This is a genomic window from Ideonella benzenivorans (genome assembly GCF_020387415.1).
Taxonomy (GTDB): Bacteria; Pseudomonadota; Gammaproteobacteria; order Burkholderiales; family Burkholderiaceae_C; genus Ideonella; species Ideonella benzenivorans.
Window position 1 is genome coordinate 384,022 of record NZ_JAGWCB010000007.1, and the last position, 22,687, is coordinate 406,708.

General features: G+C 68.2%; 20 protein-coding genes and 1 riboswitch. Of the genes, 7 read left to right on the forward strand and 13 right to left on the reverse strand.

The window, feature by feature from the left end:
* Positions 1-65 precede the first annotated feature (65 nt).
* Both dmeF and KGA65_RS04760 read right to left on the reverse strand, forming a co-directional pair.
* On the reverse strand, positions 66-1,031 hold the full coding sequence (gene dmeF, locus KGA65_RS04755) for a CDF family Co(II)/Ni(II) efflux transporter DmeF (protein ID WP_225861987.1): 966 nt from the start codon (positions 1,029-1,031) through the stop codon (positions 66-68).
* Between the two features lie 16 nt (positions 1,032-1,047).
* On the reverse strand, positions 1,048-1,326 hold the full coding sequence (locus KGA65_RS04760) for a metal/formaldehyde-sensitive transcriptional repressor (RefSeq protein ID WP_225861988.1): 279 nt from the start codon (positions 1,324-1,326) through the stop codon (positions 1,048-1,050).
* A gap of 91 nt (positions 1,327-1,417) precedes the next feature.
* Positions 1,418-1,494, forward strand: a riboswitch (Fluoride riboswitch).
* 60 nt (positions 1,495-1,554) lie between these two features.
* Between KGA65_RS04760 and crcB the strand changes: the two genes are divergently transcribed.
* From crcB to KGA65_RS04775, 3 genes are all read left to right on the forward strand, one after another.
* Complete coding sequence (crcB, locus tag KGA65_RS04765; RefSeq protein WP_225861989.1) at positions 1,555-1,950, forward strand: fluoride efflux transporter CrcB; 396 nt, start codon at positions 1,555-1,557, stop codon at positions 1,948-1,950.
* A gap of 2 nt (positions 1,951-1,952) precedes the next feature.
* Positions 1,953-2,288 (forward strand): DUF190 domain-containing protein, encoded by a 336-nt coding sequence (locus KGA65_RS04770; protein ID WP_225861990.1) that lies wholly within the window; start codon positions 1,953-1,955, stop codon positions 2,286-2,288.
* 200 nt (positions 2,289-2,488) lie between these two features.
* Positions 2,489-2,692, forward strand: coding sequence for a hypothetical protein (locus tag KGA65_RS04775; RefSeq protein ID WP_151122366.1), 204 nt, complete (start codon positions 2,489-2,491; stop codon positions 2,690-2,692).
* Positions 2,693-2,750: 58 nt separating this feature from the next.
* Here KGA65_RS04775 and KGA65_RS04780 read toward each other — a convergent pair whose 3' ends face one another.
* The gene (locus tag KGA65_RS04780; RefSeq protein WP_225861991.1) at positions 2,751-5,822 is read right to left on the reverse strand and encodes an SMI1/KNR4 family protein; all 3,072 of its coding nucleotides are present in this window, start codon (positions 5,820-5,822) and stop codon (positions 2,751-2,753) included.
* 246 nt (positions 5,823-6,068) lie between these two features.
* Here KGA65_RS04780 and KGA65_RS04785 point away from each other — a divergent pair, with 246 nt between their 5' ends.
* Entirely contained in the window at positions 6,069-6,848 is a 780-nt protein-coding gene (locus KGA65_RS04785) for a hypothetical protein (RefSeq protein ID WP_225861992.1), read from the forward strand.
* 9 nt (positions 6,849-6,857) lie between these two features.
* Here KGA65_RS04785 and acuI read toward each other — a convergent pair whose 3' ends face one another.
* The 5 genes from acuI to icmF form a co-directional block, all read right to left on the reverse strand.
* On the reverse strand, positions 6,858-7,847 hold the full coding sequence (acuI, locus tag KGA65_RS04790) for an acrylyl-CoA reductase (NADPH) (protein ID WP_225861993.1): 990 nt from the start codon (positions 7,845-7,847) through the stop codon (positions 6,858-6,860).
* A 27-nt stretch (positions 7,848-7,874) separates the two neighbouring features.
* Entirely contained in the window at positions 7,875-8,696 is an 822-nt protein-coding gene (locus tag KGA65_RS04795) for a cobalamin-binding protein (RefSeq protein ID WP_225861994.1), read from the reverse strand.
* A gap of 10 nt (positions 8,697-8,706) precedes the next feature.
* Positions 8,707-10,503 carry an acyl-CoA dehydrogenase gene (locus KGA65_RS04800; RefSeq protein WP_225861995.1) on the reverse strand — a complete coding sequence of 599 codons (1,797 nt, stop codon included), beginning with the start codon at positions 10,501-10,503 and terminating at the stop codon, positions 8,707-8,709.
* Positions 10,504-10,548: 45 nt separating this feature from the next.
* Complete coding sequence (locus KGA65_RS04805; protein ID WP_225861996.1) at positions 10,549-11,400, reverse strand: 3-hydroxybutyryl-CoA dehydrogenase; 852 nt, start codon at positions 11,398-11,400, stop codon at positions 10,549-10,551.
* Positions 11,401-11,497: 97 nt separating this feature from the next.
* Complete coding sequence (gene icmF, locus KGA65_RS04810; protein ID WP_225861997.1) at positions 11,498-14,788, reverse strand: fused isobutyryl-CoA mutase/GTPase IcmF; 3,291 nt, start codon at positions 14,786-14,788, stop codon at positions 11,498-11,500.
* A 134-nt stretch (positions 14,789-14,922) separates the two neighbouring features.
* On the opposite strand from icmF, the gene KGA65_RS04815 reads away from it, so the two are divergent.
* The 3 genes from KGA65_RS04815 to KGA65_RS04825 are packed head-to-tail and all read left to right on the forward strand — an operon-like array spanning position 14,923 to position 17,542.
* Positions 14,923-15,993: an AraC family transcriptional regulator gene (locus KGA65_RS04815; RefSeq protein ID WP_225861998.1), complete on the forward strand. Its 1,071-nt coding sequence runs from the start codon at positions 14,923-14,925 to the stop codon at positions 15,991-15,993.
* Positions 15,990-16,757, forward strand: coding sequence for an ABC transporter ATP-binding protein (locus tag KGA65_RS04820; protein ID WP_225861999.1), 768 nt, complete (start codon positions 15,990-15,992; stop codon positions 16,755-16,757). The genes KGA65_RS04815 and KGA65_RS04820 overlap by 4 nt, the downstream gene beginning before the upstream one ends.
* Positions 16,754-17,542 carry an ABC transporter permease gene (locus KGA65_RS04825; protein WP_225862000.1) on the forward strand — a complete coding sequence of 263 codons (789 nt, stop codon included), beginning with the start codon at positions 16,754-16,756 and terminating at the stop codon, positions 17,540-17,542. The genes KGA65_RS04820 and KGA65_RS04825 overlap by 4 nt, the downstream gene beginning before the upstream one ends.
* A gap of 112 nt (positions 17,543-17,654) precedes the next feature.
* Here the strand turns inward: KGA65_RS04825 and KGA65_RS04830 are convergent, their stop codons facing one another.
* The 5 genes from KGA65_RS04830 to KGA65_RS04850 are packed head-to-tail and all read right to left on the reverse strand — an operon-like array spanning position 17,655 to position 22,684.
* Positions 17,655-18,860 (reverse strand): ABC transporter permease, encoded by a 1,206-nt coding sequence (locus tag KGA65_RS04830; RefSeq protein ID WP_225862001.1) that lies wholly within the window; start codon positions 18,858-18,860, stop codon positions 17,655-17,657.
* A complete protein-coding gene (locus KGA65_RS04835; protein ID WP_375142605.1) occupies positions 18,860-19,609 on the reverse strand; it encodes an ABC transporter ATP-binding protein in 750 nt (249 codons plus the stop codon). Before KGA65_RS04835 ends, KGA65_RS04830 begins: the two co-directional genes overlap by 1 nt.
* Positions 19,606-20,925 carry an efflux RND transporter periplasmic adaptor subunit gene (locus KGA65_RS04840; RefSeq protein ID WP_225862002.1) on the reverse strand — a complete coding sequence of 440 codons (1,320 nt, stop codon included), beginning with the start codon at positions 20,923-20,925 and terminating at the stop codon, positions 19,606-19,608. The genes KGA65_RS04835 and KGA65_RS04840 overlap by 4 nt, the downstream gene beginning before the upstream one ends.
* Positions 20,922-21,986, reverse strand: coding sequence for a HAMP domain-containing sensor histidine kinase (locus KGA65_RS04845; RefSeq protein ID WP_225862003.1), 1,065 nt, complete (start codon positions 21,984-21,986; stop codon positions 20,922-20,924). Before KGA65_RS04845 ends, KGA65_RS04840 begins: the two co-directional genes overlap by 4 nt.
* Before the next feature lie 2 nt (positions 21,987-21,988).
* On the reverse strand, positions 21,989-22,684 hold the full coding sequence (locus KGA65_RS04850; protein ID WP_225862004.1) for a response regulator: 696 nt from the start codon (positions 22,682-22,684) through the stop codon (positions 21,989-21,991).
* Positions 22,685-22,687: the final 3 nt, after the last annotated feature.

Genomic DNA, 22,687 nt, shown 5'->3' on the forward strand with positions numbered 1-22,687 from the left:
CTGCTGTTGGCGTGCCTGTCGAGTTTGGGGACAGGTCATGGGTGCGTGCAGCTGAAAGAAGCTTGTCAGCCCGGGCAGCGGTGGATCTCGATCGTGGCGTGCACCACTTCCTCGTGCACCGAGAGGCGTTCCCGGATCTGGTCGGCTGTCAACAGTGGGTCGTGCGTCACGACGGTGACGGCACAGGCATAGACGTTCTGACCCACCCGCCAGACATGCAGGTCGGTGATCTTGGTGTCGCCGGCCCCGGCGTCCGCCTCGATCACCTCGCGGATCTCATCCACCACCGGGTGGTCCATCTCGCGGTCCAGCAGGATCTTGCCGGTGTCCGTCACCAGGCCCTTGGCCCAGACGCCCACCAGCACCGCACCGACCAGGCCCATCACCGGGTCCAGCCAGGACCAGCCCCAGAGCCAGCCTCCCACCAGGGCGGCGATGGCCAGCACCGAGGTGGCGGTGTCGGCCAGCACGTGCACATAGGCGGACTTCAGGTTCAGGTCGTGGTGGTGCCCGTGGGCAGAACCGTGGTCGTGCGCGTGCCCATGGCCGTGGGCATGACCGTGTTCATGCGGATGCCCGGCCCGGCCCAGGATCAACGCGCACACCACGTTCACCAGCAGACCGAGGATGGCCACCACGATGGCCTCGCGGTAGTGGATGGGCTGCGGGCTCAGGAGGCGCTCCACCGAGCCGACGATCATTAGCGCGGCCACCCCCAGCAGGAAGATGGCGCTGGCAAAGCCGCCCAGGATCTCGATCTTCCAGGTGCCGAAGGCGAAGCGCGGGTCCCGCGCATGGCGCCGGGCCAGGGCGTAGGCCGCGGCGGAGAGGCCGATCGCGACCGCATGGGAGCTCATGTGCCAGCCGTCGGCCAGCAGGGCCATCGAGTTGAACCACCCGCCGGCGGCGATCTCCACCACCATGGTGGCCGCGGTGATCCACATCACCACCCGCGTGCTGCGCTCGGCCGCCGCATTGCCGGAGTCGAAGACGTGGTCGTGGGTCCAGGGCGAGAGGTTGTCGGTGTGCATGGGTCTTCCTGGGGGCTCAGCGCAGGTAGCTGCGCAGCACGTCGATCAGCTCATCGGCGCCCTGGGTGCGTTCGGCGTCGCTGGTGATGGCCGGATCGGCGATGTGGGAGCGCACATGGTCTTCCAGCACCTCGGCCATCAGGCCGTTCATCGCGCCGCGCACCGCCGCGATCTGGTGCAGCACCTCGGCGCAGCCCTTCTCGGCCTCCAGCGCGCGCTCCAGCGCCTCCACCTGGCCCCGGATGCGGCGCACCCGCCCCAGCAGCTTGGACTTCTCGCGAACGGTGTGGCTCATGGGTGGCTTCTGATGGAATAGGGGGGTATGGTATCAGTCTGCGGCGCAGAACCGATGCACACAGGGATCATCCGCTGCGATCTGCTAAGCTTTCCACAGAGGAGATGGCATGCCTCCTTGAACTGCCGCTCTCTGGCCGGAGGGCGTGCTGATGATGCCTACGCGATCTCCGGGGCGGGGTGCGTGGCGGCGTCCTTCCCTTCACTGGATGAAAGGACGTGACCGAATATGCTTGCTGTGATCGCCATCAGCCTGGGGGCGGCGCTGGGCGCCTTGCTGCGCTGGGTGCTGGGCAATCAACTCAACGCGCTGTTTCCGATGCTGCCGCCGGGCACGCTGACGGCCAATCTGCTGGGCGGCTACCTGATCGGCCTGGCGGTGGCCTTCTTCGCCAGTCACCCCACCTTGCCGCCGGAATGGCGGCTGCTGGTGGTCACCGGTTTCCTGGGCGGGCTGACCACGTTCTCCACCTTTTCCGCTGAGGTGGTGACCCAGCTGATGGCCGGGCGTCTGGGCTGGTCCCTGATGACCGTGCTGGTGCATGTGGCGGGCAGCATCACGATGACCTTGCTGGGCATTGGGACCGTGGGCCTGATCCGGCACCTCCGTTTCGCGGGAGCATGAACATGAGCACGCTCGGTTTCCAGATCACGTTTTTCACCGGCGAGGGTCGTCGGCACGGCCACCAGCCCATGGCCCGTTGGCTGATGGACACCGCACAGCGCTTGGGCATCGGCGGTGCCACGCTGGCCACGGCGGTGGACGGCATCGGGCGGGGTGGCCGCGTGCACTCGGCCCACTTCTTTGAACTCGCGGACCAGCCTGTGGAGGTCACGCTGCTGGTGACCCCGGTGCAGTGGGAGGCCCTGGCCCGCGAGCTGACCGAGGCGCAGGCCAACGTCTTCTACGCCAAGACCCCGGTTGAGTTCGGCGTGCTGGGCGCCCCGCCGGCCGCGTCGTGAGTCTGCCCACCTTGGGGACCTTGGCCTGCCGGGAGGAGTCCCGGTCCGTCGCCGGCAGGGCAGCAGGGACCGTGTGAGTGCAGGCTGTCCCCCCAAGTGCGCCGTCCGTCGCAGCGGACTGGACGGGGCGCTGGCGCCACGCCATCCTGCGGCATCGGTCGTCTGGAACGTTCCAGCGCCCCGCTGCCCAAGGAGCCACCATGAAAGCCCTGACCCTCTTCGTCGCCTGGTGCATCCTGTTCGTGCTGGCCTGGCCCGTGGCCCTGCTGGCCTTGTTCCTCATGCCGCTGGTGTGGCTCATCACCCTGCCGCTGCGCCTGGTGGGCATCACCTTCGAGGCCCTGTTCGCGCTGATCCGCGCCCTGCTGTTCCTGCCGGCGCGGGTGCTGGGGTGGCGGGGGTGAGCGCCGTGGCTTCGCCATGTGGGAAGTGCCTTTGCGCAGGGCCTCCGTAACCCTTCTCTCATTCACAGGGCGGGTGCTCATGTGTGGCCGGTGTCGCACCGTCCGTGGTGATGCAGTCCACGAATTGCGCACCCGACCAGCGCTGATTCCATTGCAGCTGCCGCAGGTCGCATCGCTCGGCCAGCAAACCTTCGGCGGAGGCATCGGTGAAGTTGGCACCTCTCCAACACCCGTCCGAGGCCAGAACGCCGTCCAGCCTGGCGCGGTGGAGCAGGGCACCTTCCAGCCGGGTGGCACGCATCGACGCGCCATCCAGCCGTGCATCTTGCAGATGGGCTCCTGCCAAGTCGGCCCCGTCCAGGCAAGCCCCTCTCAGGTCGACGCCCGGCAAGTGCAGGCGCAGCAGATCTTGCCCCGACAAATCAGCCCCGGCGGTGCGCGCCAGGGGCAGGGGGTAGGGCAGGGTCTGGCGCAGCTGCGCCGCCACCGCTTCATCATCCGGCCAGGCTCCCTGACTTGAGCTTGCCGCCATAGCAGATGCCATGGCGGCGCCGAGTGCCAGCAGAAACCCTGCCACCTCGGGGGGCTGTTCGTGGCGCAGCAGGGATGCGGCGCCCGTCCATGCCGTCGTGTGGCCGCGCGCGCGCCAGGTCTCGCTCAGCGTGTGAGCGCACGGGCGGTTCCCTGTGTCCGCATCGGCCATGATGTGCATCAGCAGGTCGACGACGGTTCCATCATCCCCCTGCTCCATGGCCAGCAGCAGAGGGAGGTTGCTGAGCGCTCTTGCAAAGTGGACTTCGTCTTCCTGCATCGGAATACCCAGTGCCGCGCAGAGCCACGGCCGCAGGGCCGCAGGGTATTCGGGCGGCAGTGGTTCGCCGCCCCGCCAGCGACTGGCCACCGCATGCGTGACGAGCTGTTTGAATTGCTGTTCCTCACAGAGGCGTTGTCGTTGGGCGAGATACCCCCACCAAGTTTCCAGGGAATTCGCACGGTTGGCATCCCCTCCCTGGCGCGCTGCGCTGGACCAAGGCGCGCTCAAGACGAGGTAACCCAGGCGTTGGGGGAGATCACCTGTTCCCTCGACCAGCAAGGACGCCGCAGGATCGATGCGATGGCCCAGGCGGCGACATGTTCGGGCGACTGTCCCTTGCGAGAATGGCTGCATCTCGGGCGCAGCCAGCCACCCATGGAAGGCGCCGCGGTGGTCCGCGGTGAGAAAGGCGTTGGAGGCCCGTTGCAACTCGCGCATGGAGACAAAGGCCTCGCTGGCGCATGCCAGCAGCAGGCGAGAGGAAGGACCTTCCTGGTCGAACGCCGTCCACAGCAACGGCCACGCATCGAGCAAGGCCTCGACGTGGTCGAGGATCAACGCGCATTGGCCTGCTGCCGCCGCCCGCATCAGTCCGGTGGCATCGGCTCCGCGCCGCTGGGCTTCGGCCTGCCATAACGTGGACAGGTCCGTGATGCCGGCATGGTCCTGCGCGTCGATGTAGATGGGCAGGGGCAGACAGGGGTCCAGGCGCTGCGCTTCCCGCATCTCCGCCACCAGGGCCTTCAAGAGGCTGCTTGTTCCGCTGCCGATCGGTGCCACGACCAGGCCACGGGCGTTGGCACCGCCACGTGCCCATCGGCGGGCACAGGTGATGGCGTGCGATGACGCATGGCAGGGGTCGGTCAGGTGGGCGAAACAGCGCAGTGCATTCAGCGCGGTGGTCGAACGATGCACATGCCAGCGCCTGGGAAGCAAGGGCTGGGGGCCACGCATCTCCGGGTCCGGTTGCCAGCCCTCCGGTGACCAGGCGCGCTGCCTTTTCCGTCTCGCGACGGGCGCAGGTCCACACAAGCTGTGCCACAGCAACGCCGAGGCCGTGTTCTCAAAGCCTTCGGGGCTGGATGCGCCCGTGGTCACCTGCCACAGCCACGGCATCAAGCCCGCGGCGATCCACCGGGGGGCCTCAGGCGGACGGCCCGCCCATTCGGCGTCGCCGGGCCGCTCAACCACGATCAGTTGTCCCAGCGTGCCCGCAGGCCCTGGGTCAAAGTCCAGGCACACGATGTGGCGCAGCTGCTGACCCACGGGCAACCAGTCCGCGCGCCACGGTCCGGGCTGGAGGCGATCATCTCCAGCCGGCGGGCGTGGGTGCTCATTGGCCGGCGCCTGGAGCACCAGCCACGATCGCCAGTACCGGAGTTGCTGCAACACCTCGTGCAGACTCTTCCATTCGAGGTGCTGAAAGCGTCTCGCACCATCGAGCACGCTCCAGCAGACACGGGCCTCCAGTGGCAGGTGGTGACCCAGCTCTGTTTCGACGTGCTCGATCAGGGCGGAGGAGGCACCGATCAGAGGCAGCCCCTTGCCGTCGACCGGCAAAGGGCCGGCCCAGGCCTGCATCTGCGCTCGCGCGGTAGGAAAGGTGTCGGGCAGGGCCACGGGCATCAGCCGTGGTCTTGCTGGCGGCTTCGGCCGCCGCCGAACGCCCCGCCGCGGAGTGGCTGTCGTGGGTGGCCAGGGTCCGGTGGCCTCGTCCAGGCGCCGTACCGTGGCGCCACTGCGATCCACCCAGTTTGCCTTCTCCTCATCCCAGCGCATCCGACCATCATCCAACGCGTCGAGCAGGCGCTCCAGACTGGCGGACAGGCTGGGTGCCACCACACGCCCTGCACCGTCGAAGTCGTCGTCCAGGAGCTGGCCCACCTGCCCACTGCCTGCAGGGTCCACATCCGCATACACGCAGTGATCGGTGCTGCCAACACCAATGGGCAGCCAGCCAGGATGTCGCCAAAATGGCCGGTAGGGCTGACGCCACGGAGCGTCTTCGTCCTCGTCGCACCGAACATCGGCGGCCATCTGACGATCGGCACTCCACCGCAGAGCCAAGGCATCCAGGTCGGCCCAGTCCACCACCAGCAACAGCGGCGGGCACCGTTCAGCCGCTGACAAACCGCGTCCGGTGGAGCCGTTGAAATGGCGATAGGCCTCGCGCAGATCGTCCGGAAACCGGTAGCCCACCAGGGCCTCCACAGTGCGGATCTGTGCTTCAGGGGCCGGCGGGTTCAGGCCCCCTCGCGGCACATCGGGCCGCAGGCGTTCACAGGCCTGCTGCAGCCTGTACCAAACATCGTGCATGGAGTCACTTCTTCCCTGGTTGGCGGGCGCATGCACACCACGCCGGGGGAAGCCCGCCATCTGGGTTCCACACGGAGCAGGCAGCCGGCCGCATCTGCAGGCATCTTGGCATGCTGCCCCAGGGCCTTCCGCCGGCATTGCCTGCCAACGTCCGCCTGATTCAGGATGACGAGACGGATGCGCCGAACTCGACCAGCATGTACGCTAGGGGCCGACCGGCACCTGCCGGTGCTGCATCCTCCTGCCATGTCCCCGCTGAACACCGAATTCCACCGCCTCTTCCTGTTCCCCCCTGGCCCGGCGTTGCCCGGCACCTTGCTGGATGCCCAGGGTCGCACCCGGGCCCTGGTGCTGGAGCTCATCGCACCGGTGGACACGGCAGCCCTGGGGGCGCTGTGGCAGGGGCTGCAGACCGAGCTGGGCATGCCCGCGCCGGCGGTGGCGGTGAACGGGCGCGACGCGCTGCAGCTCTGGTGCTCACTGGCCCAGCCGGTGAGCCTGGGGCAGGCGCGGGCCTTTCTGGAGGGGCTGGTCGCCCGCTACCTGCCGGACGGGCCGGCCCGCCAGTGGCGGGCCTGGCCGGTGGCCGATGCGGCCGCGCCCGGGGGCGTGGCGCATGTCTCGCCCATCCCGGCCGAACAGCCGGGCGGCGAGTGCTGGTCGGCCTTCGTCTCACCCGATCTGGCGCCGGTCTTTGCCGAGACGCCCTGGCTGGACATCCCGCCGCGTGACGAGGCCCAGGCGGGCCTGTTGCGGGGACTGAGTGCCATCAGTCCCGCGGCCTGGGCGGAGGCGATGGCACAGCTGGCCCCGGCGGCGCCGGCCGGGCAGGCGGACACCGTGGAACCGTTCCCTGTGCAGGCCAGCGCAACGCCTCCCGGCGTGGGGCCTGCGGCGGAGATCACCGACCCGCGCGCCTTCCTGCAGGCGGTGATGTGCGACGCGCGGGTGCCGCTGGCCCTGCGCATCGAGGCGGCCAAGGCCTTGTTGCCGGGAACCCCTGGAGCCCCCGCGGCGGACCGCTGAGCGCCGAGTTCAGCGGTTGACGTCCACCACCACGCGGTTGGCCGTCAGGCGGCCGTCCAGCAGCTCGGCCGAGGCAGTGATGGTTTCGGACAGGCCGATGGTGTGCACCATGCCGGCCAGCCGCTCGGGCGAGAGATGGCGCGCCAGCAGGGCCCAGGCCTCGGCCCGTCGTTCGTTGGGCACATAGACGCAGTTGATGCCGTAGAGAGTGACACCGCGCAGGATGAAGGGCATCACGGTGGCGGGGAAGTCCGCGCCACCGGCCAGCCCGCAGGCGGCCACGGCGCCATTCCACTTCGTGGCCGCGCAGGCGTTGGCCAGCGTGTGGCTGCCGACGGTGTCCACCACGCCGGCCCAGCGCTCGCTCTGCAGCGGCTTGCCGGGAGCGGCCAGGGTGGCGCGGTCGATCACCTCGGCCGCGCCCAGCGCCTTCAGGCCCTCGGCCAGTGCCGGGCGGCCGCTGGAGGTGTGCACCTCGAAGCCCAGGCCGGCCAGCAGCACGATGGCGACCGAGCCCACGCCACCGCTGCCGCCGGTCACCAGCACCGGGCCCTGCCCGGGCGTCAGGCCGTGGCGCAGCAGGGCCTGCACGCACAAGGCGGCGGTGTAGCCGGCCGTGCCGATGGCCATGGTGTCGCGCAGGCTGTAGGGGGCGGGCACCTTCAGCAGCCAGTCGGCCGCCACGCGGGCCTTTTGCGCCAGGCCGCCCCAGTGGGTCTCGCTCAGGCCCCAGCTGTTGACCACCACCGCGTCGCCGGGCTGCCAGGCCGGGTCGCTGCTCTGTTCCACCGTGCCGGCCAGATCGATGCCGGCCACCATCGGCCAGCTCTTGACGATGGCGCCGCGGCCGGTGATGGCCAGCGCGTCCTTGTAGTTCAGCGTGGACCAGGCCACGCGCACGGTGACATCGCCCGGGGGCAGGGCGTCGTCCGCCAGGTCCGCCAGCGTGGCGGTGGTGCTCTTGTCCGCGTTGCGGGTCAGCAGCAGGGCCTTGAACATGGTTGTCTCCTCTTCTCGGGGGTGGATTCAGGCCAGGGTGCCGGCGGCGTGCCGCGCGGCCCAGGCGGTGATGAAACGGTGCAGGGCGTCCAGCCCGTCGGTCAGCGCGGCGGGGCCGGGCTGCAGGATCAGCGGCGATTTGATCTCGTGCAGCGCGCCGTGGCGCACCGCCGGGATCGTGTCCCAGCCGGGCCGGGCGGTCACTTGCTCGGGGCGGAACTTCTTGCCGCACCAGGAGCCGATGATCAGATCCGGCGCGGCGCGGATCACCTCGTTGCGGTCGGCCACGATGCGGTCGCGGCCCAGCGGGGCGCGGGCCCGCTCGGGGAAGATGTCGTCGCCGCCGGCGATGCCGATCAGCTCGCTGACCCAGCGGATGGCCGAGATCGAGGGCTCGTCCCATTCCTCGAAATAGACCTTGGGTCGGCGGGGCAGGCGGGCCGCGTCGGCGGCCACCGCGTCCAGCCGGGCCTGCAGCGTGGCCGCGTAGGCGTCGGCCTTCTCGGCCGTGCCCACCATGGCGCCCAGGCGGCGGATGTAGGCCAGGATCTGCGGCACCGAGCGGTGGTTGCTGATCCAGACCTCGACACCGGCTTGGATGAGCGCCTGTGCGATGTCGGCCTGCAGGTCGGAAAAACCGATCGCCAGGTCCGGCTGCAGGGCCAGGATGGCATCCAGCTTGGCGCTGGTGAAGGCCGAGACGCGCGGCTTGTCCTGCCGCGCGCGGGGCGGACGCACCGTGAAGCCGGAAATGCCCACGATGCGTCCTTCTTCACCGAGGGCATAGAGCACCTCGGTCGGCTCCTCGGTCAGGCAGACGATGCGCTGCGGGAAGCCGTCGTTCCTCACGGCAAGCCGATCAGAACTGCTCGTCGGCCATGGCCAGGGCGGCGTCCGCACCGTTCAGCACGGTGTAGGCCAGGCCCGAGGCGCCGCTCAGCACATGGTCGGCGTAGAAGCGCGCGGTCAGCAGCTTGGACTGCAGGAACGGCGCGTCGCCTTCACCCGCGGCCAGCTGACGCTTAGCCACCAGGGCGGCGCGGGCCATCTGCCAGCCACCGGTGACGATGCCGAACAGCTCCAGCATCGGCACGGCGGCCATCGCGGCCTGGCGGATGGCTTCGCCCTGGTGGGCCAGGATGAAGGCCACGCCCGACTTCAGCGCGGCAATGCCAGCTTCCAGCGAGGTGCCGATGGCTGCCAGCGATGCGTCGTCGCTGGCAGCCAGCTCGGCGCGCACGGCTTCCATCTGGGCGATCACCAAGCCGATGGTGGCGCCGCCATCGCGGGCGATCTTGCGGCCGATCAGGTCGGCGGCCTGGATGCCGGTGGTGCCCTCGTAGATGGTGGTGATGCGGGCATCACGCATGTGCTGCGCCGCGCCGGTCTCTTCGATGAAGCCCATGCCGCCGTGCACCTGCACGCCCAGCGAGGTCACCAGCAGCGAGGTCTCGGTGCTCCAGCCCTTGACGATGGGGATCATCAGTTCGACGAAGGCCTGCTGCGCCTTGCGCACTTCGGCGTCCGGGTGGGCGTGGGCGATGTCCATCGCCGCGGCGGTCACGCCGGCGACGGCGCGCAGCGCTTCGGTGCGCGACTTCATCTGCATCAGCATGCGGCGCACGTCCGGGTGGCGGATGATGGCCACCTTGTCACGGCTCTTGGCGCCTTGTTCCACGCCCTGGACGCGGGTGCGGGCATATTCGACCGCGCGTTGCGTGGCGCGTTCGCACAGGCCCACGCCCTGCAGGCCCACGCCGTAGCGGGCGGCGTTCATCATGATGAACATGTACTCCAGGCCGCGGTTCTCTTCACCGACCAGCCAGCCGATGGCGCCATCGTTGTCACCGAAGGCCAACACGCAGGTCGGGCTGGCGTGGATGCCCAGCTTGTGCTCGATCGAGACACAGCGCACGTCGTTGCGCGCGCCCAGGCTGCCGTCGGCGTTGACCAGGAACTTCGGCACCACGAACAGCGAGATGCCCTTCACGCCTTCGGGCGCGGTGGGCGTGCGGGCCAGCACCAGGTGGACGATGTTGTCGGTGAGGTCGTGCTCGCCGTAGGTGATGAAGATCTTCTGGCCGTGGATGCGGAAGCTGCCGTCGCCCTGCGGGATGGCCTTGGTGCGCACGGCCGCCAGGTCGGAGCCGGCCTGCGGCTCGGTCAGGTTCATCGAGCCGGTCCACTCGCCCGTCACCATCTTGGGCAGGTACATGGCCTTCTGCTCGGGCGTGCCGCACAGCTGCAGCGACTCGATGGCGCCGCGCGTCAGCATCGGGCACAGCGTGAACGAGGTGTTGGAGGCGTTCCACATTTCCTCGACCATGGCCGAGATGATGTGGGGCAGGCCCTGGCCGCCGAAGTCGGTGGGGCAGGACAGGGCGTTCCAGCCGCCGTCCACGAACTGGCTGTAGGCCTGCTTCCAGCCCGGGGCGGTGCTCACCTCGCCGTCCTTCCAGGTCGCGCCTTCACGGTCGCCGGGCACGTTGATGGGCGAGAGCACGCCGTTGGCGAATTTGCCGGCCTCCTCCAGGATGGCGTCGGCCAGCTCGGCATTGACCTCCTCGTTGCCGGGCAGGGCTGCCACAGCGTCGAGGTCGGCCAGCTCGCGCAGCACGAACTGCATGTCCTTCAGGGGGGCGATGTATTCACTCATGGTTATTCGCTTGTCGTTGCGGTGAAAAGAAAGGGGTGGGGTGGCTCAGGCGTACAGGTAGAAGCCGTGGCCGGTCTTGCGGCCCAGGCGGCCGGCGGCGACCATTTCCTTGAGCAGCGGGGCCGGGCGGTACTTCGGGTCGTTGAAGCCGTCATAGAAGACGTTCATGATCGCCAGCATGGTGTCCAGCCCGATCATGTCGGCCAGCGCCAAGGGGCCGATCGGGTGGTTGCAGCCCAGCTTCATGCCAGCGTCGATGTCCTCGGCGGTGGCCGCGCCTTCGGCCAGCACGAAGATGGCTTCGTTGATCATCGGGCACAGGATGCGGTTGACCACGAAGCCCGGCTGGTTCTTGACCGTGATCGGGCTCTTGCCCAGTTGCTGGGCGAAGGCCACGGCCAGGGCGTGGGTGGCGTCGTTGGTCTGCAGGCCGCGGATCACTTCCACCAGGGCCATCATCGGCACCGGGTTGAAGAAGTGCAGGCCGATGGCGCGCTCGGGCTTGGCCAGCACGGCGGCCATCTGGGTGATGGAGATGGACGAGGTGTTGGAGGCGATGACGGTGCTGTCACCCACCAGGCCTTCGACCTGGCGCAGGATGCGCAGCTTGAGCTCCAGGTTCTCGGTGGCGGCCTCGATCACCAGGTCGGCGCCCTTGAGGTCGTCGTAGCTGGTGCTGCCCTTGACCAGGGCCAGCGCGGCGTCGCGCTGGGCTTCGGTCAGCTTTTCCTTCTTGATCAGGCGGTCCAGGCTCTTGGTGATGGTGGCGATGCCGTGCTGCACGGCCGCGTCCGAGATGTCCACCATCGTGACCGGCACGCCCGCCACGGCGCAGGCCTGCGCGATGCCGTTGCCCATGGTGCCGGCGCCGATCACGCCAATGTGCTGAATGCTCATGTTGAGTCCTCGGGTTGATGAAACGGATGTGGGGCGCCTGAGCGCCCCGATGCGAAAAAACCGTCTGTGATGATGCGCCGGCCAGATGCCGGCGGTGTTACATGCTGCGCCGGTACTGTCCTCCGACCTCGAACAGGGCCGAGGTGATCTGACCCAGCGAACAACAGCGTACCGCGTCCATCAACACACTGAACACATTGGTGTTGTCGATGACCGCCTGCTGCAGCCGGGCCAGCAGGGCCGGGGCCTCGTCGGCATGGCGGGCCTGGAAGTCGGCCAGGCGCTGCAGCTGGGATTGCTTTTCCTCCTCGGTGGAGCGGGCCAACTCGATGTGATCCGGCACCGGGTCGCCCTTGGGGTGGCGGAAGGTGTTGACGCCGATGATGGGGTACTCGCCGGTGTGCTTGAGCATCTCGTAGTGCATGCTCTCTTCCTGGATCTTGCTGCGCTGGTAGCCCGTCTCCATCGCGCCCAGCACGCCGCCGCGCTCGGCGATCTTCTCGAACTCGGCCAGCACCGCCTCTTCCACCAGCTCGGTCAGTTCGTCGATGATGAAGGCGCCCTGGCTGGGGTTCTCGTTCTTGGCCAGGCCCCACTCGCGGTTGATGATCAGCTGGATGGCCATGGCGCGGCGCACGCTGTCCTCGGTCGGTGTGGTGATGGCCTCGTCGAAGGCGTTGGTGTGCAGCGAGTTGCAGTTGTCGTAGATGGCGATCAGCGCCTGCAGCGTGGTGCGGATGTCGTTGAACTGGATCTCCTGCGCGTGCAGGCTGCGACCGCTGGTCTGGATGTGGTACTTGAGCTTCTGGCTGCGCTCGTTGGCGCCGTACTTCTCCTTCATCGCCACCGCCCAGATGCGGCGGGCGACGCGGCCCAGCACGGTGTACTCCGGGTCCATGCCGTTGCTGAAGAAGAAGCTCAGGTTGGGCGCGAAGTCGTCGATGTGCATGCCGCGGGCCAGGTACGCCTCGACATAGGTGAAGCCATTGGCCAGCGTGAAGGCCAGCTGGCTGATCGGGTTCGCGCCGGCCTCGGCGATGTGGTAGCCGCTGATGGACACCGAGTAGAAGTTGCGCACGTCGTGGTGCACGAAGTGCTCGGCGATGTCGCCCATCACCTTCAGGCTGAATTCGGTCGAGAAAATGCAGGTGTTCTGCCCCTGGTCTTCCTTCAGGATGTCGGCCTGCACGGTGCCGCGCACGTTGGCCAGCACCCATTCGCGGATCTTCTCGGCCTCGGTGGGCGTGGGCTCGCGGCCGTTGTCGGCGCGGAACTTGGCCAGCTGCTGGTCGATGGCGGTGTTCATGAACATCGCCAGGAGGGTGGGCGCCGGGCCGTTGATGGTCATCGACACCGAGGTGGTCGGGCAGCACAGGTCGAAGCCGTCGTACAGCACCCTCATGTCGTCCAGCGTGGCGATGCTGACGCCGGAGTTGCCGATCTTGCCGTAGATGTCGGGCCGCCGATCCGGGTCGTTGCCGTAGAGCGTGACCGAATCGAAGGCGGTGGACAGGCGGTGCGCGGGCATGCCCTCGCTGACCAGCTTGAAGCGCCGGTTGGTGCGGAAGGCGTCGCCCTCGCCGGCGAACATGCGGGTCGGGTCCTCGCCCTCGCGCTTGAAGGCGAAGGTGCCGGCGGTGTAGGGGTAGCTGCCGGGCACGTTCTCCAGCATCAGCCACTTCAGCAGCTCGCCGTGGTCCTCGTAGCCGGGCAGGGCGACCTTGCGGATGGTGTTGCCCGACAGCGTGGTGTGGGTCAGCGCGGTGCGGATCTCCTTGTCACGGATCTTCACCACGTACTCGGCGCCGGCATAGGCCTTCTGCATGTCCGGCCACTGGGCCAGCAACTGGCGGGCCTCGGGCTGCAGGCGGGCCTCGCGGGCCTCGGCCAGGGCGGCCAGGCGCTCGGCGTCGGTGGCCTCGGGGGCGCCGGCCAACAGCATCTGGCGGGCGGCGCGCAGCTGCTGCACCTCGCGGGCCAGGCGGGCCTGCTCGCGGGCGGTCTGCTTGTAGCCGCGCACGCCGCCGGCGATCTCGGCCAGGTAGCGGGTGCGGGCCGGCGGCACGATGGGCACCTGGTGGGTGCTGTGGCGGGTGGCCACGCGGGGCAGGCGGCCCTCGCTCACCGGCAGGCCCAGGCCGGCCAGGCGGGCCTTGAGGGCCTGGTACAGCGCGGTCACGCCGTCGTCGTTGAAGCGGCTGGCCATGGTGCCGAAGACCGGCATGGCGTCGGTGGATTCGGTGAAGGCCTCGCGGTTGCGCTGCACCTGCTTGGCCACGTCGCGCAGCGCGTCCAGCGCGCCCTTGCGGTCGAACTTGTTGATCGCCACGAACTCGGCGAAGTCCAGCATGTCGATCTTCTCGAGCTGGCTGGCGGCGCCGAACTCCGGCGTCATGACGTACATGGGCACACTGACATGCGGCACGATGGCAGCGTCACCCTGGCCGATGCCGGAGGTTTCGACGATGATGAGATCAAAACCGGCCAGCTTGGTGGCGGCCAGCACATCGGGCAGGGCGGCGGAGATCTCGCTGCCGGTGTCGCGGGTGGCCAGCGAACGCATGTAGACGCGCGGGCCCTGGGACCACGGTCCGATGGCGTTCATGCGGATGCGGTCACCCAGCAGGGCGCCGCCGCTCTTGCGGCGCGAGGGGTCGATGCTGATGACGGCGATGCGCAGCGCATCGTCCTGGTCCAGCCGGAAACGGCGCACCAGCTCGTCGGTCAGGCTGGACTTGCCGGCGCCGCCGGTGCCGGTGATGCCCAGCACGGGCGTCTTCACCTGGGCGGCGCGCTGGTGCAGCTCGGCCACCAGGGCCGCATCGGCCTGGTGGTTCTCCAGCGCGGTGATGAGCTGGGCCAGGGCGCGCCAGGCGGCTGGGCCGTGGCCGGTGAGGGCGTCCAGCGAGCGCGGGGCCAGGGAGGACAGCTCCCGGTCGCAGCGCATCACCATCTCGCCGATCATGCCCTGCAGGCCCATGCGCTGGCCGTCCTCGGGGCTGAAGATGCGGGCCACGCCATAGGCCTGCAGCTCGCGGATCTCGGCCGGCACGATCACGCCGCCGCCGCCGCCGAAGACCTGGATGTGCTCGCCGCCCTGGGCCTTGAGCAGGTCCACCGCGTACTTGAAGTACTCGACATGGCCGCCTTGGTAGGAGCTGATGGCGATGCCCTGGGCGTCCTCCTGCAGCGCGGCAGTGACGATCTCCTCCACCGAGCGGTTGTGGCCCAGGTGGATCACCTCGGCGCCCATGCCCTGCAGGATGCGCCGCATGATGTTGATGGATGCATCGTGGCCATCGAACAGCGACGCAGCGGTGACGAAACGCACCTTGTGCTGCGGGCGGTAGTTGGCCAGGGCCTTGAACTCTGCGGTCAGCTCGGTCATGGTCTTGTGTCTCCTGGTGGGCGACTTTAGGCAGCCGAGGGGGTGGGCACCATGACCTCACCGACCAGCCCGTTGGCGTTTTTGGACACCCTCGGGGCCGCCCGCCTGAGGGGCACGGCGATAATTCCGCCCAAATGACGGCCCCCGGTAGCGCAGACGACGGTTTCCCCATCGAGAAGGACACGGTCTCGATGTATTTCGTCCGCGCCGCGGTGGCCAAGCTGGGGCCGGCGGCCCGGGGCCGCGCCCTGGCGACGGCGGGCATCCCGGCCGAATGGCTGGGGATGGCCCATGTGCGGGTGCCGGCCGCGGCTTTTTCCACCCTCTGGCTGGCCGTGGGCCGCGAGCTGGACGATGAGTTCTTCGGGCTGGACCGCCGCACCATGAAGGTGGGCAGCTATGCCCTGCTGTGCCAGGCGGTCATCAGCTGCACGACGATGGAGCGGGCGCTCAAGCGCATTCTGCGCGGGTTCGTGGTCTTTCTGGACCAGGTGGCCGGCGAGCTGCAGGTCCAGGGAGACCGGGCCGAGCTGCGCCTGAGCAACCGCATCGCCGACCCGGCCGACCGCCGTTTTGCCGACGAGACCTTTCTGGTGCTGACCCATGGCCTGCTGTGCTGGCTGATTGGCCGGCGCCTGGCGCTGCGTCGGGTGGCGTTTGCCCACCCCCGTCCCGACCACGCCGACGAGTACACGCGCATGTTCTGCGAGCACCTGGCCTTCGACCAGGCCGTGACCGCGATCCAGTTCGATGCCGAGCTGCTCAAGGCGCCCATCGTGCAGAACGCTGACAGCCTGAAGGCCTTTCTGGCCACGGCGCCGCAGTCGGTCTTTCTGCGCTTCAAGAACGACGACAGCTGGACGGCGCGTCTGCGCCGCCGCCTGCGCCAGGCCTCCACCCAGGCCGGGGAGACCCATTGGCCGCTGCTGGAAGAGCTGGCGGCCGAGCTGGGCACCAACCCGACCACGCTGCGGCGCCGGCTGGAGGCCGAGGGCACCAGCTACCAGCAGTTGAAGGACCGCTTGCGCAGCGACCTGGCCATCGACCGGCTGGTCAGCAGCCAGGCCAGCATCGACGAACTGGCGCTGGAACTGGGTTTCCACGATGCCAGCGCCTTCCACCGCGCCTTCCGCCGCTGGACCGGCCTGCCGCCGGGCGCCTACCGGCGGCGCGAGCAGGCCGAGCTGGAACGGGAGGGGCGATGAGCCCGCCCTTGATCGCGGTCCACCACCTGGCGGTCAGCCAGCCCGCCGGGCCCCAGCAGCCGGTCCGCCCGGTGCTGCAGGACATCTGCTTCGAGGTCGAGCGCGGCGGCGTGCTGACCCTGGTCGGACCCTCCGGCTCCGGCAAGTCCACCCTGCTGCGCTGCCTGAACCGGCTGTCGGAGCCCAGCAGCGGCACGATCCGCCTGGGCGGCGAGGACATCTGCCGCCTGGACCCCCGCCAGCTGCGCCGCCGCGCCGCCATGGTGATGCAGACACCGGTGCTGTTCGAGGGCACGGTGCGCGACAACCTGCGCCTGCGCCCGGCCGGCGTGGCCTGTGACCTGAGCGACAGCCGCCTGGCCGCGGCGCTGGATGAGGTGGGCCTGGCCGCCGCGCTGCTGGACCGCGACGCCGCCCAGCTTTCCGGCGGTGAGAAGCAGCGCGTCACCATCGCCCGTGCCCTGCTGGGCGACCCGGAGGTGCTGCTGCTGGACGAGCCCACCTCGGCGCTGGACCCGCCCAACGCGGCCCGGGTGGTGGAAGTGATCACCGACCTGCGCACGCGCCGGGGCCTGACCGTGGTGGCGGTCACCCACCTGCCCGAGTTCGTTCGAGCCCTGGGCGGCTGGGTGCTGTACCTGGTGCAGGGCCGCGTGCGGGCCTATGTGCCGGTGACGGTGCTGGACGCCTCGGACGCCCAGGCCGACGATGGACTGCGGGCCTTCCTGGCCGGTGTCGTGCCCTGCGAGGCGGTGCAGCCATGAGCGGCGGGGTGATCGAGCTGTCGCTCTGGCAGCTGGGGCTGGCCCTGCTGTTTGTCGCGGTGCTGGTGGCCTTGTCGCTGCGCCAGGCCTTGGGGCTGGAGCGCGACCTGCTCGTCGGCGCGGTGCGCACCGTGGCCCAGCTCTACGGGGTGGGCTTTGTGCTGGCGGCGGTGTTTGCGGCTGCGCATTGGTATGCGGTGGCGCTGATCCTGGTCGGCATGACCGCCGTGGCCACGTACGCGGCGGTGGGCCGCCTCAAAACCCCGCTGCCGCGGGCCCACGGCATCGCCGCGGTGGCCCTCACCCTGTCGACCGTGCTGACGCTGGGCTATGTGATCGGCGTGGTGGTACAGGTGCACCCCTGGTATTCGCCGCAGTACGTCATTCCGCTGGCGGGCATGATCCTGGGCAACGCGATGAGCAGCGTGGCCCTGGCCGGCGACCGGCTGCAGAGCGACCTGCGCCTGCGCGCCGGCGAGGTCGAGACCCGGCTGGTCCTGGGTTTCTCCGGCGCGCAGGCCGTGCAGCCGCTGGTGCGCGCCGCGCTGCGGGCGGCCCTGACCCCCACCCTCAACGGCATGATGACCGTGGGGCTGGTGCAGCTGCCCGGCATGATGACCGGCCAGATCCTGGCCGGCACCTCGCCGCTGGTGGCCGTGCGCTACCAGATCATGGTGGTGCTGATGCTGGCGGTGGCCACCGCCATCGGCGCCTGGATCTTCCTGCGCTTGGCGGTGGGCCAGTACCTCACGCCGGCGCAGCAGCTGCGGCGCGAGCTGCTGTGACATCACCCTCGGTTGGCGGACTCTGAATGTTGATCATGCACCAACCGGCGCCCACATGCCGCGGCCGTTGCAGGGTTTCCCACGCCGCCAGGTTTGGCGTGACACAGGGGGCTCACTCATGGCGAAGCGCCTCGATGGGGTTGAGCCGCGCGGCCCGTTTTGCTGGGGTGTAGCCGAACACGATGCCAATGGCGGCAGAGAAGGCAAAGGCCAGTAGGTTGATCTGGACGTCGAAGCTGTAGGTCAGGCCTATCAGCGAGGACAACCCGATCGAGGCAATGGCAGCCAGGATCAGGCCCACCAACCCGCCCACGGCGGACAGAGAGACCGCCTCGACCAGGAACTGCATCAGCACCTCGCTGGCCATCGCGCCGATGGCCAGCCGGATGCCGATCTCGCGCGTGCGCTCCGTCACGCTCACCAGCATGATGTTCATGATGCCGATGCCCCCCACCAGCAGACTGACGGCGGCGACGGCCCCCAGCAGCAAGGTGAGGATGCGGGTGGTGCCGGAGAGCGTGTCCGAGATCTGCTTGGTGTCGATGACGTTGAAGTTGTTGTCCTCACCTTCCGTCAGGTGTCGGCGGTCCCGCATCAGGCGTTCAATGCGTGTCTTGACTGTGTCGGTTGAGAAGCCCTGCCGCGCCGAGATCAGGATGGCGCCCACGTCGGTGTTGCCGGTGACCCGACGCTGGAGCGTGGCGATGGGCACCAGGATGAAGTCGTCCTGATCGGTGCCGGTGGAGCTCTGCCCCTTGGGGCTGAAGAAGCCGATGATCTGGCAGCTGAAGTTCTGCAGCCTCAGGTCGCTTCCCACCGGGCGCTGCTCGCCGTACAACTCCTTGCGCACACGGTCGCCGACGATGCAGACGGACTTGCCCGCCCGCAGCTCGACGTCGGTGAAGGTCCGTCCGTCCCGGACCGTCCAGTTGCTCACCGCGAGGTAGTTCTCATTGGAGCCCGTGACCGAGGTCTTCCAGTTCCTGGCGCTCGAGATCGCGGTGAGCGAGGCGGTCACTATTGGCGCCACCCGGTCGACCCCCGTCACCTGGGTGGCGATGGCCTCGGCATCCGCCTGCTTGAACTTGGGTGGCGAGGTGCTCGTTCCCAGTTCCATGCGCTGGCCTGGCATCACGATGATCAGATTGCTGCCCAGGCTGGAGATCTGGCTGGAGACAGAAGCCGTGGCGCCATTGCCCAGGGTCACCATCGTCACCACCGCGGCCACACCGATCACGATGCCCAGCATGGTCAGGATCGAGCGCATCAGGTTGCGCCGTATCTCACGAAGTGCCAGCAGAAAGGTGTTGCCCCACATCAATGGTCTCCTGCGCCCTGAACGGAACGAGTGGCCCGGTCCTGGGCGGTGTCGCTGACCAGCCGTCCATCGACGAAGCGCAGGATGCGATCGGCATAGACGGCCATGTCGGGTTCGTGGGTGACCATCACCACGGTGATGCCCCGGTCCTGGTTCAGGCGCACCAGCAACTGCATGATCTCCTGGCTGCGGTGGCTGTCGAGGTTTCCGGTCGGCTCGTCCGCCAGCAGCAGCGTGGGCTCCGTGACGATCGCTCGCGCGATGGCCACACGCTGCTGCTGTCCGCCGGAGAGTTCCGCCGAGGTATGGTGTTCCCAGCCTTTCAAGCCCACCTCTTCCAGCGCGGCTCTGGCCCGCGCAGCACGCTCGGCGGGACGCTCCCCGCGGTAGATCAGCGGCAGTTCAACGTTTTCCTGTGCCGATGTCCGGCGAAGCAGGTTGAATCCCTGAAAGACAAAGCCGATGTAGCTGCGCCTTAGGATGGCGCATTGGTCTTGGCTGAGGGATTCGACGGGCGTGCCGCAGAAGCGGTAGCTGCCGGAAGTCAGTGTGTCCAGGCAGCCCATGATGTTCATCACCGTGGATTTGCCGGATCCGCTGGGGCCCATGATGGCCACGAACTCGCCTTGGCGGATCTGCAGGTTCACATCCGTGAGTGCCTGAAAGCGCGTGGCGCCTTCGCCATAGGTCTTGCACACCCTCTCATAGGCGATCACCGGCACCTCGGCTGCCGTGTTCAGCGAGGTCACTTCGATGACTCCCGGCTGTCCACGATCAGGCGGTCGCCTTCTTTCAGCGTACCCGAAAGAATCTTGCTCACCTCGGTCATGCGGCCATCGCTGGCGCCCACCTGCAGCCTGACGGCCACGGCGCGGTCGTTCTCCAGCTTCCAGACCGTCTGCTCGCTGCCGCTGGCGATCGTGGTGCTGGACTGGGCCGACTTCTGCTGCTTGGGCACTGCGATCAGGAGGCTGGTCACACTGCTGCCGGACTTCGCCTCGGTTTGCGGTGGGGCATAGCGCAGCGCCGCGTTGGGCACCTGCAGCACCCGCTCGTGTCGGAGGGTCACGATGCGGGCATTGGCCGTCATCCCGGGGCGCAGGCTCAGGTCCTTGTTGCTGACCTCGAGCACGGCCTGGTAGGTCACCACATTGTTGGTGGTGTCGGAGCCATAGCGCAGCCGCACGATGCGCGCCGGGAAGGTCCGCTCCGGATAGGCGTCCACGGTGAACTCCGCCGACTGGCCCTCTTTGACCTGGCCGACATCGGCCTCGTCCACATTGACCTCGAGCTTCATCTGGGTGAGGTCCTGGGCCAGTGTGAAGAGGGTGGTGACCTGGTAGCTGGCGGCCACGGTCTGCCCCGGTTCTACCGAGCGCTTGAGCACGACCCCGTTGATGGGGGAGCGCAGCGATGCCTTGTGGAGGTTGGTCCGGTTGGTGTTCAGCGTGGCCTGGACTTCGTCCACGGCCGCTGCCGCGTTGGCTTCACTGGCACGTGCCTTCTCAAGCGCGATCTGCGATGTCTCCACCTCGCTCTGCGAGGGGACCATCCCTGCTGAGAGCTTCCAGGCCTCCTCGTTGCGCCGCATGGTCGCCTGCGCATCGCGCGTGGCAGCTTTGTACTGCAGCAGCGAGGCCTTTGCCTTTCGCAGTGAGCTCTCGGATTCCTGGACCTGATCCTGCAGATTACTGGTCTGGAGAATGGCCAGCACCTGTCCCTGCGAGACCTTGTCGTTGTCCTTGACCAGGACCTTGTCGATGGTGCCCGAGAGCTCGCTCCCCACATCGACCTTGGTCAGGGGTTGAAGATTGCCTGTGGCCGTGACCCTCACGACCAGGTTCCCGGCGGTGACCTTCTCGGTTTCGTACTGCGCACCGGTGGAATGGCTCTGCCATTTCCAGAGGAGCAGAGCAGCCAGGGCCCCCAGCCCCAACAGCGCAATCACCACCCAGGTGCTTCGCCGCAGGGAGAGGACAGTTCCCGACTTTTCCACGCCGAGCTGGGTGGCGACGGTATCGGCATTCAATGGCCGCTTTGGGGGTTCAGAGAGGACCTGGGTCATGGGGCGAAAGCTGGTGTGGTGTCGGAAAGTAAGTGGGGCAGCCGCAGGGTCACGATCAGGCCGCCGCCGGGTCTGGGGCTGGCGATGATCTCGCCGCCATGGGCCAGCAGGGCCCGTTGGGCGATCGCCAACCCCAGCCCGAAGCCGGTGATGGCATTCCCCTTTTCTGCCGGACCGCGCACGAAGGGATCGAAGATGGAACTGAGCATCTCGTCGGGGACGCCGGGGCCACGGTCCGCAACCGTGATTTCCAGCAGACCGGTGTCTCCGATCCGGTCAGCCTGGACCTCGACGATGGTCCCCACCTCGGTGTACTTGACTGCATTGCGGATCACGTTCTCCAGGGCGCGGTAGATCAGGTCACCATCCACGGCTGCGATGAACATGCCTTGGGCCTGAACCGTCAGACTCCGGTCTGCGGCCTTGGCCTCGAATTCAGCGTCGGTGCAGATGGCCTGCAACAGTTCGAGAAGGTCGACCCGGTCGTGACGCAGCCCATGGGAGCCGACCTCAATGCGGCTGAGCGTGAGCAGGTCGTCCAGCAGGCCATTGAGACGATCGGCCTCAAGATCGACGCGGGCCAGCATGGCCTGCACATCCGAAGGGTCGGAGCGTGCCAGGCCGATGGCGGCCCGCAGGCGGCTCAAGGGCGAGCGTAGCTCGTGCGAGATGTCGTACAGCAGTTGCTGGCGCGAGGCCTCCAGCCGTTCCAGGCGTTCCGCGGTGGCGTCCAGATAGCCGCCCAGATCGGCGATCTCGTCGCGGCGGGTTCCGATCTGCGGTTTGACCCGGGTTTCGAAGTGGCCTCCCGCCAGTTGGTCCAGCGCCCACCGGACATGCCGCAGGGGACGGGTCAGATACCAGGCCAGCGCCAAGCTCGCAAAGAGACTGGTCACCACGCCTGAGCCCAGGGGAATGAGGAGATGCCATGGCACGTTGCCGCTCGGTGGGGGAGGCGCAATGCCGGTCGTCATGACGAGGCCGACCGCCCCTCCGAACGAGAGCATCATCGCGGCCCAGAAGGCGAAGAAGAGCTTCCAGAAGAGACGGTACGGTTTCATGCTCACCCCGCCAGGAACTGATAGCCGCTGTCGCGCACGCGCTGGATCCAGGGTTGGCCGTCCGGACGCAGTCCCAGCTTCCGACGGACATTGGCCAGGCACACGTCGATGTGCCGGTCATAGGGCGCCAGGGGTTTGCCAAAGGCACGCCGGGACATTTCGTCCTTGGTGATCAGGTCCCCCGCTGATCGGGCCAGTTCGGTCAACAGCGAGAGTTCGACGCCGGTGAGTTCAAGTCGCTGCCCGTTCCAAATGGCTTCGCCTCTGGCGATCCGCAGCTCCAGGCGCCCCACTTGGAGCAGGTCGGGGCCGCTGGGGGGGGCAACAGAGGGGCCAGGTGCTTGGCGGCCGAGGATGGCGTGGATGCGTCTCGCCAGCTCGGCGGGTTCACATGGCTTGGGCATGCACGCCTCCGTGCCCATCTCGGGGGCCATGAGCTGCTTGAAATCGTCGCACCCTGTGCTCAGCATCAGCACCGGTATCTGGCTCGACGCCCGGATGTGGCGCAGTACCTCGATGCCGGAGTGACGGGGCAGCATCAGGTCCAAGACGACCAGTGCATAACGACCACTCAGGGCGGCCTGCACGCCGGCCTGCCCATCGAAGATCGCATCCACTTCCAGCCGCTCGCGACCCAGGTACTGCGCCAGCATGCCGGTCAGTTCGGTGTCTCCGTCAAGAAACAGAATCCTTGTCATGGA